General features: G+C 50.3%; 10 protein-coding genes and 1 other annotated feature. Of the genes, 8 read left to right on the top strand and 2 right to left on the bottom strand.

Features of this window, described 5'->3' with window-relative positions; genetic code table 11:
• Positions 1-191 precede the first annotated feature (191 nt).
• From ACETK5_RS14995 to ACETK5_RS14985, 3 genes are all read left to right on the top strand, one after another.
• Complete coding sequence (locus ACETK5_RS14995) at positions 192-5,789, top strand: S-layer homology domain-containing protein (protein WP_394056518.1); 5,598 nt, start codon at positions 192-194, stop codon at positions 5,787-5,789.
• A gap of 78 nt (positions 5,790-5,867) precedes the next feature.
• Positions 5,868-7,013 carry a family 43 glycosylhydrolase gene (locus ACETK5_RS14990; RefSeq protein WP_394056516.1) on the top strand — a complete coding sequence of 382 codons (1,146 nt, stop codon included), beginning with the start codon at positions 5,868-5,870 and terminating at the stop codon, positions 7,011-7,013.
• Positions 7,001-7,201, top strand: coding sequence for a hypothetical protein (locus tag ACETK5_RS14985; protein ID WP_394056514.1), 201 nt, complete (start codon positions 7,001-7,003; stop codon positions 7,199-7,201). The genes ACETK5_RS14990 and ACETK5_RS14985 overlap by 13 nt, the downstream gene beginning before the upstream one ends.
• Before the next feature lie 267 nt (positions 7,202-7,468).
• On the opposite strand, the gene ACETK5_RS14980 is transcribed toward ACETK5_RS14985, so the two are convergent.
• On the bottom strand, positions 7,469-9,415 hold the full coding sequence (locus ACETK5_RS14980; RefSeq protein ID WP_394056513.1) for a GTP-binding protein: 1,947 nt from the start codon (positions 9,413-9,415) through the stop codon (positions 7,469-7,471).
• A 280-nt stretch (positions 9,416-9,695) separates the two neighbouring features.
• Here ACETK5_RS14980 and ACETK5_RS14975 point away from each other — a divergent pair, with 280 nt between their 5' ends.
• From ACETK5_RS14975 to ACETK5_RS14960, 4 genes are all read left to right on the top strand, one after another.
• Positions 9,696-10,139, top strand: coding sequence for a GNAT family N-acetyltransferase (locus ACETK5_RS14975; protein WP_100536633.1), 444 nt, complete (start codon positions 9,696-9,698; stop codon positions 10,137-10,139).
• Between the two features lie 428 nt (positions 10,140-10,567).
• The gene (locus ACETK5_RS14970) at positions 10,568-11,317 is read left to right on the top strand and encodes a metallophosphoesterase family protein (RefSeq protein ID WP_394057442.1); all 750 of its coding nucleotides are present in this window, start codon (positions 10,568-10,570) and stop codon (positions 11,315-11,317) included.
• A 43-nt stretch (positions 11,318-11,360) separates the two neighbouring features.
• On the top strand, positions 11,361-11,849 hold the full coding sequence (gene infC / locus ACETK5_RS14965; RefSeq protein ID WP_100536635.1) for a translation initiation factor IF-3: 489 nt from the start codon (positions 11,361-11,363) through the stop codon (positions 11,847-11,849).
• 87 nt (positions 11,850-11,936) lie between these two features.
• Positions 11,937-12,195: a binding site (T-box leader), on the top strand.
• A 77-nt stretch (positions 12,196-12,272) separates the two neighbouring features.
• Entirely contained in the window at positions 12,273-13,955 is a 1,683-nt protein-coding gene (locus tag ACETK5_RS14960; protein ID WP_394056510.1) for a glutamine--tRNA ligase/YqeY domain fusion protein, read from the top strand.
• 112 nt (positions 13,956-14,067) lie between these two features.
• On the opposite strand, the gene ACETK5_RS14955 is transcribed toward ACETK5_RS14960, so the two are convergent.
• Complete coding sequence (locus tag ACETK5_RS14955) at positions 14,068-14,931, bottom strand: pentapeptide repeat-containing protein (protein ID WP_394056508.1); 864 nt, start codon at positions 14,929-14,931, stop codon at positions 14,068-14,070.
• A 513-nt stretch (positions 14,932-15,444) separates the two neighbouring features.
• On the opposite strand from ACETK5_RS14955, the gene ACETK5_RS14950 reads away from it, so the two are divergent.
• A complete protein-coding gene (locus ACETK5_RS14950) occupies positions 15,445-15,870 on the top strand; it encodes a DMT family transporter (RefSeq protein ID WP_127590553.1) in 426 nt (141 codons plus the stop codon).
• Positions 15,871-15,907: the final 37 nt, after the last annotated feature.

Raw genomic sequence — 15,907 nt, 5'->3', positions numbered from 1 at the left:
AATAACCAAGACCCGGACCATTTATATTGGAAAACTTAGAATCCTGTCGTCCATTCCATTGTGGAAGCAGACCTGCATGGGAACTGCTTCGCCTTTGCTGCCGATCGAGAGCGAATACAATCATGATCCCGCATCGAACAGGCTTGTTTTCGAGCAGCTTGATATCATGATCAAGCATGGGAGGTATAATCGTGAACAGTCGATTATGGTTAGAGGTAAGGAGCGCCATCGCGCGAATGGTGGTTATCGTTATGTTATGTTCGGGTGTCTTCGTTACACCTGTACCGGCATTTGCAGCCGCAGAGCTGCAAGAAGCCGGCAGAAGTGGAGACGTTATGCCAGATGGGATGCCCCCTATGGATTCGGAGGAATCCGTAAAGATAACCCTGGGTGAGACGCCCTTGGAGGAAGGTATTTCCGGGCGTCCTGGCGATGGCCCGCCGGAAGGGCTGCAGGTTGGAACGCTGGACGGCAAAGGGTATTGGCAAACCAATCAAAGTGTTAACCCGAACAACCCGGGCGACAACATATTATATTTCTATTTCGATGTTGCAGATGACTTTCTGTTCGAAAATACCGATCAGGATGTATTCGTATCGGTTGATTATTTCGATCGCGGAAGCGGTGCCATGGTGCTTCAGTATGATTCGAAGGAATCCAGCTTCAAGGATGCGGCGCTGTTCCGGTACGGGAACACCGAAACCTGGAACACGTATACCTTCAAGCTGAGCGACGCCAACTTCGGAAATCGGACCCATGGAGGAGATTTTCGGATCGGGGTAAGCGGCGCAGGAGCCCCGGAGCCGAATCCGGAACTTTATATCGCTAAGGTGACCGTTCAAAAACAACCGCGGCTTGGCGGCGGTGAGTCCGAAACCAAGGTCTACGATACTGAATACCCAACGTCAGATATCGTGATTGCGGACCGGAGCGTAACGGATTATGGAGCAAAGGGAGACGGAACCGCCGATGATACCCAAGCGTTCCGGGATGCCTTGGCGCAGGCAGGCAATCGCGGGGGCGGTGTGGTCTTCGTTCCTTCAGGAACGTACAAACTGACGGGTGAGCTCGTCATTCCTACCGGGGTTACCTTGCGCGGTGATTGGGGGAATCCGGACGAGCACGGAGGTTTGGTGAAAGGAACGATTATTGCCGTATATAGCGGCAAAGGACAAGAAAACGGAACCAGCTTCATGAAGCTTGAGCCCTCCAGCGGCGTTACGCATATGTCCATTTGGTATCCCGAGCAGGACGTTTCTGCACCGGTAGCTTACCCATGGACGATTGAGCAGCTTCCTGGCGACAGTGCCACCGTTAAGAATGTGACACTCGTCAACGCCTATCAAGGCATCAAAATCGGGCCGGAATGGAACGAACTCCATTATGTGAAGGACCTATACGGCACCACGCTGAAAACCGGTATTTTCCTAGATTTCACGACAGACATCGGGAGACTGGAACAGCTTCACCTGTCCCCGGACGTATGGGCCGATTCAGGTTTGGCAGGTTCACCCGAACGCACTCAACTGCGTGAATACATGACCCGGCAATCCGAGGGCATCGTGATGGGCCGTTCCGACTGGGAGTATATGTCGAGTATCCATATCTCTGGATATAAGATTGGAATGCGGATTACAACAAGAACGGGAAGCCTCGAAACAGCGAATGCCCAGCTGTATAAGATCCATATCGAAGATTGTCATGTCGCGCTCAAAATAGAAGGAGTCAATGATTATGGATTACTCGTGACTGACAGTCGATTCGAAGCAAGTGTTGGAGATGCCCCTGTTGCCATCTACGCATCGGAAGGCTTCCGCTCCATCGCACAGTTTAACAGCGTTACGGTGGGAGGCACTCCATCGAATGCGGTCGTGAATGAGGGAAGCGGGACATTGTCCTTTGAAAGCAGCACCTTCGAGAATTGGGGAGAAGGCAGCGGCGAATATGCCATCGCGGCTAAAAACGGCTCGCTAATATTAGGCGGTTCCAGCTTCGCTAAACCGGATCGGCATCTTTTGCTTGAGGGGAATGTGGAAACGATCCATGCCATCAATTCAGGTTATCAAGGGGAACTTACGGTGAACGATGATAGTGCCTCGGCCGAGCTGAACATCCATCAGGATGAAGGGTTTGCATTAGAGACTATTCCAGATGTTCCGTCTGTGGAGATCGCTAGACGGCCCAAACCTGGAACACACGAATTGTATAACGTGGTGAAAGAGCCCTATGCAGCGGACCTTACAGGGAATGCGGATTCATCGCAAGCCATTCAGCGCGCCTTAAGCGACGCAGGGGCGGCAGGGGGTGGCACGGTGTATATGCCTGCCGGCATTTACCGGGTCGAGCAGCCGTTGGTCGTGCCGTCCGGCGTGGAACTGCGTGGCAATTATGATGTGCCGCATCATACGATCGGAAACGGCACGGTGATTTTTACGAATTACGGGGAGAACGCTCCGGAAGCCGATGCCTTTATACAATTGGAAGCTGCAGCGGGACTTCGCGGATTGTCCGTCTATTACGATCAGCAGACCTGGACGGAAGCGAACCCGGTTAAACCATACGCCTGGACCGTGCAGGGATTGGGGGAAAGCGTGTATCTGATCGATACGACATTGGTCAATCCGTATAAGGCCGTTGACTTCGGGAGCCATGATACAAGCGGCCATTATATCGATTACGTCGCAGGCTCGCCGCTTATGGAAGGCATATACCTTGGCGGCGGGTCTGACGGCGGATATATGCGGAACGTCCAGTTCAACCCGCATTATTATGGACGCAGCAATTATCCCAACCACCCGTCGAACGACGCCGAGTTCAACATGATCTGGAACTATCAGAAGGAAAACCTGAATGCGTTCCGGATTGGGGACGTTACAAATCAGATCATATTCAACACGTTTGTTTATGGTTCGAAATTCGGAATTCATTTTGAAGAACAGAACGGCAATGGACCGGAAGCCGTCGTGATCGGCCATGGCACCGATGGCAGCAAGAAGGGAGCGGTGCTGCAAGGTGCTGGCTCGGCAGGCCTGTCGTTTATCAACACGGAGCTGGTATCCATGAGCACCACAGACAAGGTATACGTGGAGGTGTCGGACAGCTTTGCCTCCAAAGCGGTGTTTTTTAATACATCCATGTGGGGGGATACAACGCGTTCTTTTGATATTTACGGTGGAGATGTTCGCATTCAGCAAGCCAACTTCACGAATGTCGGCGAAATCGGCATCCATGCTATCGGTGGTGACATCCGGCTGTATAATTCATTCTTTCAGCAGCCGCGTACCGATCATGTATACGCAGGTCCGGGTATTGAGAAGCTGGCCATTTCCAACAACTTGTTCAAGGGAGGCTTTCAGATACGGAATGAAGCGCCTCCTGGAAAGGTAACGGGAACGAACCTGTTTCCGGTAGCGCTCAAGCTGATCCAGGAAGGATTTAATCCTGCTGATCCCGGTAATACCGGAACCAAACTGTCCTTAACGAATGTGGCGGGCACCATTTCGCTTAAAGGGCAGATCGAGTTGATTCAGCCGAGTGTGTATCATCAGAACTTTACTCCGATTCGTTTCGAGGGGCTGGGGATCGGTGAGAGTCTGGACATTCCGCTGCCCTATCTATCGAGTGACTTGCTCACGTTCCGAGTAACGCTCGAGAATGGGTACCATTATGAAAGTTCGGTCAAGCTTTCGCAATCCTTCGCAACCAGGCATGATGCGGCCGGCTCTGTTCCTTCTATTGAAGTGTCCGGCCCTGAACATTACAACAGCGTTGGCGGAAGCTGGGGAGGTACAGACGATCTCGGCATTCTCTCCGAAGTCAGCTGGGATGAGGAAAACCTGTATGTAAGGGTTGATGTTCAAGACGATGTTCACCATCAAACCTTAACGCAGGGCGATATTTGGCAGGGGGACAGCTTACAGCTCGGCATCGACTTGGCCAAACAGGACGGTGCGGCTAGCAAGCATGTCAATGAGCTTGGATTTGCGTTGAATCAAGCGGGTGCCATAACCAAGTGGAGATGGAGAGCGCCGGATGGGATTGCACCTGGATCGTTGCAGTCCACGCATGCCAACGTTACACGCGATGAAACCTCGAAAATAACGCGTTATGATCTTACGATTCCATTCGAAGCATTGCATGGCGACGGATACAGCTTCCGAATGGACCAACCGATCGGCTTTGCATTGCTCGTGAATGAAAATGATGGGGAAGGCCGCTCGGGCTTCATGGAGTTTAATCAGGGCATCGGCACAAGCAAGGATGCAAGATTGTACGGCAATCTGCACCTGCTCTCCGTGGATTATTCGAAATTGCTGGAATCATCTGCTTTAACCAGCGTCCAATCAGCCGAACATAAAAAAGACGTTACTTCAATCGATGCCGCGACCAACTTCGTCAATCTGCTTTTGGAGGGTTCATTGAAGTCCGGGTTGCAGTCACGACTAAAAGTGATAGCATCAGGGCCAAATCCGAATCCCGGGGGACCCGATCCAAATTCGGGCCCCGGCCCCGGTTCCGGATCAGGGACTGGCGGAGGCACGGGATCAAGCGACGGCAGCGTTCCAAGTGGTCCGGCATCTAAACCCGACCATGAATCGAATAGTCCGATGCGGCTGCTGCCCACACTGGATCCAGCCAACAAGTTGGCGACTGTCGAACTCGCCCGTAAAGACGCAGATCAGGCACTTGCGCGGATCAAGCCAGGCTCAGACGGTAAGAAGAAGTTGATTATCGATGTCAAAAGGGTGGACAGAGCCGAGGGATATGCACTTATACTTCCGGTTGAGCTTGTGAAGGAGCAGTCCGATGCTGGATGGCTGGAGATGAGAACCGTATGGGGCAGCTTGTTACTTCCGGGAAGTTTGCTTGCCAACACGCCGGAACTACCCGGGAAATCAATCACCCTGACTCTAAGCCAACCGGATCGAAGCAAGTGGAGCATGGAACAAAAAGCCGGGTTCGAAGAGAGACCCGCCATCTCGCTGTCTGTTACTTCGGGCGGCAAGCCCGTGGAATGGCAAGATGCGGAGGTTCCTATGACGGTTAGGATCCCTTATCAGCCGAATTCCAGCGAAATCCAAGACACGGAGCGGCTTTCCGTGCGTTTGCTCGGAGATCGGGGGCAATTCACTTCCATTCCAAGTGGCCGATATATCGAGTCTTCGAAACAAGTCGGGTTCCATGCGCAGCGGACGGGAACATACGCCATTACACACCATACGCAGACGTTCCGGGATATCGACCATCTGACATGGGCACGGCATGCCATCGAGGTGCTTGCCGCCAAGGGTCTCATTAACGGGATAACGGATAAAGAATATCAACCGCAAGCGCCGATCCGCAGAGCGGATTTTCTAATACTCCTAGTCGAAACCTTCGAGTTACACGTGGATGACGGTAGTGCTGGAACGTCTTTTGCCGACGTACCGGAGCACGTGTATTATGGTCGTGCTGCAGGAATTGCGAGAGCGCTCGGCATCGTTCAAGGCGATGGCAGTAATCGCTTCTTGCCTTCATCCCCGATTACACGGGAGGAAGCTGCCGTTATGATCCATCGCGCGATGCAAGTCATCGATATGCCTTCCAATGCCGAATCTGAATCCGCGCTACCAAAATTCAAGGATGCGGGAGCAATCCAAGCCTATGCGCGCGAAGCCGTCGATATCTTGATGCATGCACGAATGCTGCAGGGAGCAAACGGATATTTTCATCCGGAAAAAACGCTGACCCGGGCAGAGACGGCAGTGCTCCTGTACCGCTTGTATAATCTGTTGCCAAGCTACATGTAATCCTTATACCCAGCCTTAGCTGCCATCTGTGCGCGCTTAAGAGGCTTCATCAATAGAATCCGGAGGAGGATCTCACCTATGAAACAGATGTACATGCATTCATATGCAACGACACAGCATAAAACAAGTTCGATGAATCCCGTTATTACCAGCATCTATACGGCCGATCCCTCGGCACATGTGTGGAATGACGGCAAAATCTACGTGTACGCCTCGCATGATGTGGATCCACCCCGAGGCTGTGACCTGATGGACCGCTATCACGTATTCTCTTCGGAGGATATGGTGCATTGGCAAGATGAAGGTGAAATATTAAGCTCCGATGAAGTGAGCTGGGGTAGGCCGGAAGGCGGATTTATGTGGGCGCCAGACTGCGCTTATCGAAATGGAACCTATTACTTCTATTATCCTCACCCGAGCGGATCGGATTGGAACGACACCTGGAAGATTGGAGTCGCCACGAGCGACAAACCTGCCAGCGGGTTTATCGACCAAGGATACATCCAAGGTCTGGGAGGCTTTGCGATGATTGATCCTGCCGTATTTGTTGACGATGACAACCGGGCGTATATGTACTACGGCGGGGGCGGCGTGTGTGCCGGGGTCGAGTTGAACGATGACATGATGACGATTCATAGGGACGTTCAAGTTATGGAAGGGCTGGAGGATTTTCACGAAGCAGCCTGGGTATTCAAAAGACAGGGCCTATATTATCTGACTTACGCGGACAATCTGGAAGGAAATAACCGAATGCGTTATGCCATCAGTGACCATCCGCTTGGACCGTGGACATACCAGGGCATATTCCTGGAGCCGACCGGCTGTTCAACGTCCCATGGGTCCGTTGTCGAGTTCAAAGGAAGCTGGTATTTGTTCTATCATAATCAAGCGATATCAGGTGAGGGCACTCTCCGTAGCGTATGTATTGACGAGCTTCACTTCAATGAGGATGGCACGATCCAGACCGTGGGCCAAACGATCGAGGGGGTTAAGTCCGTTCCGGGACGGTCTTCGTCTTTTCCGAAGCTGGAGGTATATGACGCAGCGATATGCCTGGTGGGCGGCGGTGCCGAGCTTAGGCGGAACGAAGATGGTGTTACCGTTGCAACCAATCTGCAATCCGATACGGCATGCTGCCGTTTTGAAGATGTAAATGGCGGCTCGACAGGGGTAGGGCTGAAGTTGGTATCGTCTACGGTACAGCGGAACGTTTGGCTAAACTGAGATTGAGCATTAACGGTAAAGATTATTCATTTGTTAACGCATTGGATACGGGAGGTATCCACGAAAGAACAGGATACACGGGAATTACGGTTGTGCTGAATGCCGGGAATGAGAATACCGTCGAGTGGAGCGGGGGACATGGCGAGATGGTGATCGAGGCGTTAATTGTAAAGCATCTGGAAGATTGATTTCTCCATCATTCTTTATTTGCATCTGGGAACCTGAATGAGAAGGTACGGGGATGGGTTCGAGTTAGTCTGTGCATGCAATCGCTTATAGCGGGCATGCGCAGGCTATTTTGTGCGGGAAGTAGTAGAAGAAGAAAAATAGCGGGCGAGATCCTCTCTCGACACCGCTATCAATCTTTACATCCTATGCGGGTGGTCCGCCTACGCGAAATACGCTGAATTATATACCAACATTCAATTCCATCAGCCGCATTTCCACCTGGATTCTTACATAATCTTGTTCAAGTAAAGCATATATTCACCGCGGTTCAGCGGGTTGACTTGTCGCCGTTTATTCACAGGGAAAGGGGCCTGCGCCTTCACGTAGCCTCCTGGTTTAACGGAGAGCATGCCCTCACCGCTTGTCAGAGAATGGACTTCGGCTTTCAGCAAGTCGGTTGTCCGCACGGGGATGGTACCATGCACGTGTACAGCATTATTGTGGAATGTTGGTTCCTGATAGGTCCCTTCCAGTGCCGCCAACTTGGATAACACTTTGCTTAAACTGGTTTCCGGCAGAATGAATTGGATCACGTTCATGGGCTCATATACTTCCGTTCCGGCTTCGTTGAGCGCAGACATGAGGACGAGCGGAGTCAGGCTGCGAAAATCCTTTGCCGTCGAAACCGGGCTTGCGTAACCGGTATGCGTCAACGTGACAATCATATCGGTCACGGACCATCCATACAGCCCCTCCTGCAGCACCTCGAACACCGTGTCTTTAATTGCTTTTTGAAAGGATAGGGGGAGGGAGCCCAGCTCCACTTCCAGGCGGTACTGAAGTCCGGTTCCTGACTCGCCGGGTTCGACCCGTATGCCCACCGTTGCATAAAAAGGACACTCGCCCATATATTCAACAGCCTCTCCGGTCGCAACAGGCTTCTCGATACAAATGACCCGCGGAGCTGAAAATACAGCTTCGATGCCGTATTGCTGCTGGATCGTTTCCAGCAGAATTTCTTGCTGGACTTTGCCGAATACGTGGATGATATGTTCCTTGGTTATCGAATCGCGGATATATTGCAGGAACGGATCCTCTTCGGTGAGATCGCTTAGGGCATTATGAAGTTGATGCTCATACTCTGGATCCTTGGCCGAGACTTGGACTTGAATCGGCGGTTTCTGAAAGTGGACCCTCTTCATCCTGTCGGAAACAGTGCCGATAACGTCGCCCACCTTGAGTTCATCGGTCATGAGAATCGCAATGTCTCCGGCATCGATCTGATTCACCGGCATGGATTTGCCATGGTGCAGAGCATGTAGGTGTTTTACCTTGAACATGGTGGTGTTGCCGTTCTGCGTTATCACCGGAATCTCGTCTCGTGCTTGAATACTGCCGGCGAACAGCCGGAGGTATACGTTCCGTTCCCCATTCGGAAGTTTGATTACTTTGAACACTAGGCCGGATAACGCTTCATGCTGAAGCACCGAGGCGTCGTTAACGGGGAAAAACTCGCCGAGCGTTTGGCGCAGCGGCTCGATGCCGATCCCTTTGGCTGCCGATCCTGCAAATAGGGGGTACACTTTACCTTGCTGGGTTTGCCTGCGTAATGCCTCCTGCAGCCGCTCGCGAGTGATGGGAATATCTTGGGCATAGTCGTTCAGCAGATCGTCATTGGCCAATGCCAAAATTTCGATCCAGCCGACGCTATGGGGATCGGCCACGTCCACCCGAACGGCTGCGCTGCCTTCATGAGTTATAGAGCTCATCTCGCAAATATGTTCATCCAGCAGATGCCGTATCATGGTATAGACATTCTGGTAATTCGCGCCCATTCGATCGATTTTGTTCATGAATAGAAGGGTGGGAATCCCTTGTTCTTTCAGTGTTTGCATGAGCACCCGTGTCTGGGCCTGGACGCCCTCAACCGCGGAAATCACCAGAATGACGCCATCCAGCATACTTAGTGAATGCTCGACCTCCGAGATGAAATCGGCATGTCCCGGCGTATCGATCAGATTGATTTTTAGATCCCCCAACATGAAGGATACCGCAGCGGATTTGATCGTGATGCCTCGTCTGCGTTCAATGTCCAGCGAATCCGTGATGGTATTGCCTTGGTCAACGGAGCCCGCTTGATCAATAATGCCGGATCTGAACAGGATTTGCTCCGTTAGTGTGGTTTTACCGGCATCAACATGGGCCAAAACTCCAATATTCAATATTTTCTTCATATATCATAACCCTCATTCGTTTCATGGTTAGTTGTCCTTTCCGTTGGATGTTATCGTTCAATTGCCGCATCAATATCGCCTCCATAATAATAAAGTTACTTCTAGTTTATCCATTGAGAGATACTCGGAATATGTAAACAATGCTTATAATCATTCATTATCTTGCTCTATATCCGGCAGCGTGCAGCGTCTTATTTGAGTTTACATATTTAATACCGTGAAAAATGGTCGGCATTGGATTAGGATAAAGGCATACACCCTATATGAAGGAGTCTTGCATTTGATAACACTTCATGCCATAGATAAAGACAATTGGGAGGATTGCATCCGTCTTAAACCCACACCTGAACAGGAGAAGTGGATTGCCCCGAATCTATATTCGATAGCGGAAGCTCAATTCATGGAGGGCTTTGAAACGCGTGCGATCTACCATGATGAAGAGATGATTGGATTTGTAATGTATGGTCTGCACCCGCACGATGATAACTACTGGATATACCGGTTTATGATCGACGGTAAGTTTCAGGGACTGCATTATGCCAAACCCGCGATTCGTTTGGTTCTTGAGGAGATTCGGAGCTCGCCGGATACGACGGATGATGTTATGCTATGTTACAAACCCGAGAATGAGCGTGCGGAAAGACTCTACTCCCAAATCGGATTTAAAGAAGCCGGGATTGCCCCTTGGGGAGACGTGATGGCTAAATATAGTTTTATTGAATAGTGAAAAGCCGTGCGTTCAACCATTTCCTATGGCAGAACGCACGGCTTTTTTAGCTCGATCTTTATGGGTGCACGATGAATTGAGCCTCCTCTAACAATTCAATTACTTCATCGTTCGGGCTGTACACGAGTGCATTTTTCACCAGAAGCGGAGGTTCGCCCAGCGGGAGGGTGCTCAATTACTCACAAGGCGTTGCTCCGTATTCAAGTGATGTTGGTGTAAAGGAGAATATGCTATTATACCTAAATAGCAAAGTAACTCGGAGTGGATGTCCTTAAATTATAAGGTGACAAGGAGTAACATCGGTTGAAAAGCTTGCTGACTTTCAGGATTCGATTGCAGGCATGGGTCCGTCAAAATCATGAATCAGCCTGAAGAACCTGCTGGAGAACAGAGTGGTATTATGACTAGGGTAGGAGGGGACTACGATTCGAATATTAGCAATTAGCGACATTCATGGCTGCTACGATGAATTCAACCAGTTATTGTCTGACGTGCAGTACAATCCCGCTAAGGACCAGCTGATCTTGCTTGGGGATTATGTGGATCGCGGATTAAGAAGCAGGGAAGTCATTGAGCAAGTGATGGAATTGCGGAATGCAGGGGCTGTCACTCTTCGGGGAAATCATGATCAGATGATGCTGGATGCCATTATGCTTGATACGGATGAAGTGAACTCACGCTGGATTCGCAATGGAGCTCGACATACGATAGAAAGCTACTGCGGCGCCGATTTTTTTGAGGGTGAAATGGATCGTGCCAGATATAACGAAGGTAAAGCCTATATTAAAAAACAGTTTGGGCACCATCTATCCTTTCTCGATACGCTGGCCCTCTATTATGAAACAGACACCCATATATTCGTGCATGCAGGGATCAATCCGGGTGTGGATGACTGGAAGCTGCAGCCTCATCATGATTTCATCTGGATTCGCGATCTATTCTTTAATTATCCAACTGGACTTAACAAAACGGTAGTGTTCGGGCATACGCCGGCCATGAACTTGCATGATTCGGAGGGGATATGGTTTTGTGACGAAGGGGACAAAATCGGTATCGATGGAGCGTGCGTGTACGGTAAACAGCTTAACTGCTTGGAAATCACGGAAGAGCAGGAATACCGAACGCATTCTGTTCGCTTCATTCGCAATGATGTGAACGTAGAGGAAGAGAAATGAAATGAACGAATATCTACATGACTTTCGATAGGAGGATCTGTTCATGTTAGTTATGAATGAAAAGATAAAAGCACGCGAAGTAGAACTGACCGGCCTAAACGGCGAAGATCTGGGAGTCGTCTCCAGGGATGAGGCGCTTGCGCTGGCGAAAAGTCACAAAGCCGATTTGGTGTGTACCTCGTTATTCAGCAGTCCCCCGCCATGCAAGCTCGTAAGCCGGGGTCAGGCGAAGCAGGAGGCCGTAAAAGAGAAGAAGGGCCAATCAGCTACATCCGGTCCGATGAAAGTAAAGGAATTCCGTTTGTCCGTACATATTGAAGAGCATGATTATGACACCAAGCTGTCGCAAATGCATAAGCTGTTGGCAGCGGGCAAAGCTGTCCAGCCCGTTATTCGTATTCAAGGCAAGGAGGGCGAAGCCGCTCGCAAGCTGCTGGAGCGACTCGTTCAAGATTTGGCTGAGGCAGGCAAAAAGGAGACGGGTATTCAGGTCAGCGGCAAGCAGGCTACGGTGAAGCTGCTGCCGAACTAAGCTGACGGAACGCATGTTCAGGCGTTTCATTTTAGCAAAGTGCCATGGTTTACTTTTTTATATTTAGATGATACTATGGATCAAATTGTAAACGCCATGAAGAGAAGAGTAGATGAACAGGAATCCCCACAGAGAGCTCCGGTAAGCTGAAAAGGAGTTGGAAGCCATTCATTGAACCAAGCCTCTGAGCGGCGCATCGGAACTTATGGATAAGGGATGGTGCGACAGGAGCTCCTGTTACAGAGCTAGGGTATAAGCGATCGCGTGATGGCCGTACCTGATAAGGCGGGTATCGTGAGATATCGGCGAATAGGGGTGGCACCGCGAAACCAATCTCGTCCCCAAGACTTATGTCTTGGAGGCGGGATTTTTTTGTTTTTTACGGAGTTACGGCTGAAAAAACTACGTAAGGAGGAGTTAGGTATGAGCGACAATAAAAACAGGGGAGAAGAAACGGTGGATTTTTTGACCAGGATGGTTAAGGAGGATGTAGAGAACAACGTGTACCACAGGCCGGTGGCTACTCGGTTCCCACCGGAACCGAACGGTTATCTGCATATCGGCAGCGCCTATGCAATTTACATCAATCATTCCATTGCCAGCCGGTTTAACGGGACATTCAACCTTCGGTTCGACGATACGAATCCGTTGAAGGAAGATGTCAAATACGTGCATGCGATTCAGGAGGATATCGAGTGGCTTGGACTTAAGCCGAACGTTTATTTCGGGTCGGATTATGCGAATCAAATCGCTGAAGCCGCCAAGAAACTCATAGCCAAAGGAAAGGCTTACGTCTGTGATCTCACGCCTGAACAAATGACGGAATACCGGGGGACGCTGACCGAAGCCGGCATGAACAGCCCGTTTCGGGAGCGCAGCATCGAGGAGAATTTGGCGTTATTTGAGCAAATGATCGCAGGGGCATTCCAAACGTCGGAAAAAGTACTTCGAGCCAAAATCGATATGTCTTCCCCCAACATGAACCTGAGAGATCCCGTTCTGTATCGTATCCTTCATGCGAAGCATTACCGTACGGGAACAACGTGGTGTATATATCCGATGTACGATTTCGCCCATCCGATCCAAGACTGGATTGAAGGAATTACCCATTCGCTGTGCTCAGCCGAATTTAAAGATCATCGACCGTTATACGAGTGGGTGCTTACGGAGCTGGAAGTGACGGAGCCTCCCAAGCAGCGGGAATTCGGAAGGTTGAATATCTCGGGATACGTAACGAGCAAGCGATACCTGAGGGAACTGGTGGAGGGGGGCTTTGTCGACGGATGGGATGACCCCAGACTGCCAACGTTGAAAGGATTACGGCGGCGAGGCGTGACTCCTGAGGGCATCCGGCGTTTCCTGGGAGAACTCGGGGCGTCTCGCGGCAACAGCCTGGTGGACTCGGGCATGCTCGACCATTATATCCGTCAAGACTTGAAGGAACGGTGTTTTAATGCGATGGCCGTCATGAAGCCGCTGAAGGTGATTATCACCAATCTTTCAGAAGATTGCACCGAGATGCTTGCTATACCGAATCATGAAAAAGATGAAACGTTGGGTGAGCGGCAGGTTCCTTTTTCACGAGAGCTGTACATCGAACGAGCGGACTTTATGGAGGAGCCGGTTCCCGGATTTCATCGGTTATCCCCTGGCAAGGAAGTGCGCCTGAAAGGAGCCTACTTCATCAAATGCGAACATGTCGTGAAAGATCCAGCAACGGGAGACATCATGGAGATTCACTGCACGTATGATCCATTAACGAAGAGCGGAAGCGGATTTCATGAGCGGAAGGTGAAAGCAACGCTGCATTGGGTATCCGCGAAGCACGGGATCCCGGCGGAGCTTCACTTGTATGAAAAATTGCTGAAGGAATCAGCCGAGTTATCAGAATCGAATAACGTTTGGGAGGATCTGATGAACCCCGATTCATTGATTCGAATCGAAAACGCCATATTGGAGCCTGCTATGCTGAAAGCGACGATGAACCGAACGTACCAATTCATCAGACACGGCTATTTCTGCGTGGATTCCAAATATACGACCGAACACAAGCTGGTGTTCAACCGTATCGTTCCTTTGAAGGATTCATGGAAGAAGCGCGCTTAAAGTCGTTGAGTATAAGCGTTTGGCCAACATCAAAAATCCGACAGCCAGTCAGCTGCCGGATTTTTAGTGTTTATAGTAAATCATCATCTGTTCTTTCCTAATATATTGAGCGTTAACGCGTCCAATGTCCCGGTCGAGATAAGGAGGGGGGCAGCTTGGTGCTGGCGTCTCCTTTCGCTGCGTTAACCTGGAATTGCGTAAGGAAGAGGCTGGTTGCTAGATTGGCCCCCCTAAGGTCTGCGTCCCTGAAATCGGCACCGATCAGATCGGCAGCCCGCAGATCGGCTCCTCTGAGGTCCGCGGCAATGAGATAAGCTCCTCTCAGATTGGCGTATCTCAGGTCTGCTCCTTTAAGCTTAGCTCCCATCAAGTCAGCACCGCGGCCTCCGATCTTTTGACGCACAGGTGGCCCTTTATGCTTCTTTCGCGCATCCTCCCGCACAAGCTCACTGGTTCGTAGAAGCAGCTGATTCACTTCTGCCCGATGAGCTGCCACATCCAGCCGTAACAGGGATTCGGGAGGAAGCTGAGTCAACCGGAGCGTCACTTTTAGCGATAAACTCAGATCGGGTTGAATGTCTTGAGCCGGTTGCAAAGCCAGGGCTTCGTTCAGATACCATAACAGCTCGTGAAGCTGCCGCATGATCGGGAATACGTCAAACATTTCTTTTGCGGTCTCAGGGGCTTGCCGCCAGTCGCGACCGTTATAAGTACCCTGTGAAACCACTTGGCCTGCTCCGAAGCAGTCGTATACGGTGCAGCCTCTCATACCTCGCTGCCTCAAGCTGCTGTGCACGCCGCAGCGGAAGTCGGATTGCAGATGGTGACAAGGGGTTCCGCCGTCTTTGTCCATGGCAAAATCCGTGGAGGCGGCGAAGGGTAAAGCGACGCAGCATAATCCAAAGCAGCGTTCGCAATGCGCTTGTAATTGTAATCCGCCCTGTTCATCGGGGACTTGTTCTTGTTTGTCTAGCATAACGTTAGAGGAGCTCCTTCCAAGTCGGTGTTACGTCAATGAGTGACATCTAGTTCTATTTTAAAACAAAATGTTCATAGAGTCATAGATGCAATCTTGGTTTAAACTGTTTTATACCTCGGGAATGGGTTAAAATCAGAAACCCCAGATGCTGTAATGCACCATACTCATATTACCAAACGATTTTTTCTCGTTTCACCGAAGGGGATTATCCCATCACGGATCATCATCAGCCCTCCACGCTAACCGCATGTTACTGGTTCGGCTGCAAGCGGCATGGGCATCCTGAATATGTATAAGTCAAGTCATCGTGATAATCCCTTAAGCTGCCTAGGAAATTCCGGCAGCTTTTTGTATGTTACCTGCCACGCCGACCGATAGTATATAATGAAATTCGTGTCTGGGACATCGCTTTATTTGGAATTTACGTCATTTCAGGACATATGTCCTTTCCTGAGTTTAGGGTATTCACTTTTAATAGTATACAGACCTATAGAAGAAGGAGTATGTATCGTGAGAGGAATCTTATTTGCATTCATTGGCGGTGCCTGCATTACGCTGCAAGGGGTGGCCAATGCCCGAATTAGTCAGGATATGGGCACCTGGCAAGCTGCCGCGGTTACGCAGTTGACCGGATTTATTATGGCTTTCATTATTCTGCTGTTCGTTCGCGACGGAAGCAGACAAGGATTTGGACAAGTGAAGCCGCTCTATCTAATCGGAGGAGCCTTGGGGGCACCCATTATATTCAGCGAGGTGACAGCGATTCAGAACATCGGTGTTACATTAACGATATCCGCGTTATTGATCGCCCAGTTATTCTTAACGTTCCTGATCGACAGCAACGGATGGTTTGGCGTGGTGAAAAAGAGAATGAGCTTGCCACAATTCATCGGGATCGGAATGATGATCGCCGGTGTCGTGATTATCAAATTATGATATGGAAAATTCGGTTCATTAGATAGAGTGTTCGGGA

It is taken from the genome of Paenibacillus ilasis (assembly GCF_043195395.1).
GTDB classification, from domain to species: Bacteria; Bacillota; Bacilli; order Paenibacillales; family Paenibacillaceae; genus Paenibacillus_AQ; species Paenibacillus_AQ lautus.
This window is presented reverse-complemented; position numbering and strand designations above follow the sequence as displayed.

Excerpts from the sequence above, each read along its gene's own strand:
- ACETK5_RS14990 (WP_394056516.1), top strand. The coding sequence starts at position 5,868 with ATGAAACAGATGTACATGCATTCATATGCAACGACACAGCATAAAACA.
- ACETK5_RS14980 (WP_394056513.1), bottom strand. The coding sequence starts at position 9,415 with ATGAAGAAAATATTGAATATTGGAGTTTTGGCCCATGTTGATGCCGGT.
- infC (WP_100536635.1), top strand. The coding sequence starts at position 11,361 with ATGTTAGTTATGAATGAAAAGATAAAAGCACGCGAAGTAGAACTGACC.
- ACETK5_RS14960 (WP_394056510.1), top strand. The coding sequence starts at position 12,273 with ATGAGCGACAATAAAAACAGGGGAGAAGAAACGGTGGATTTTTTGACC.
- ACETK5_RS14955 (WP_394056508.1), bottom strand. The coding sequence starts at position 14,931 with ATGCTAGACAAACAAGAACAAGTCCCCGATGAACAGGGCGGATTACAA.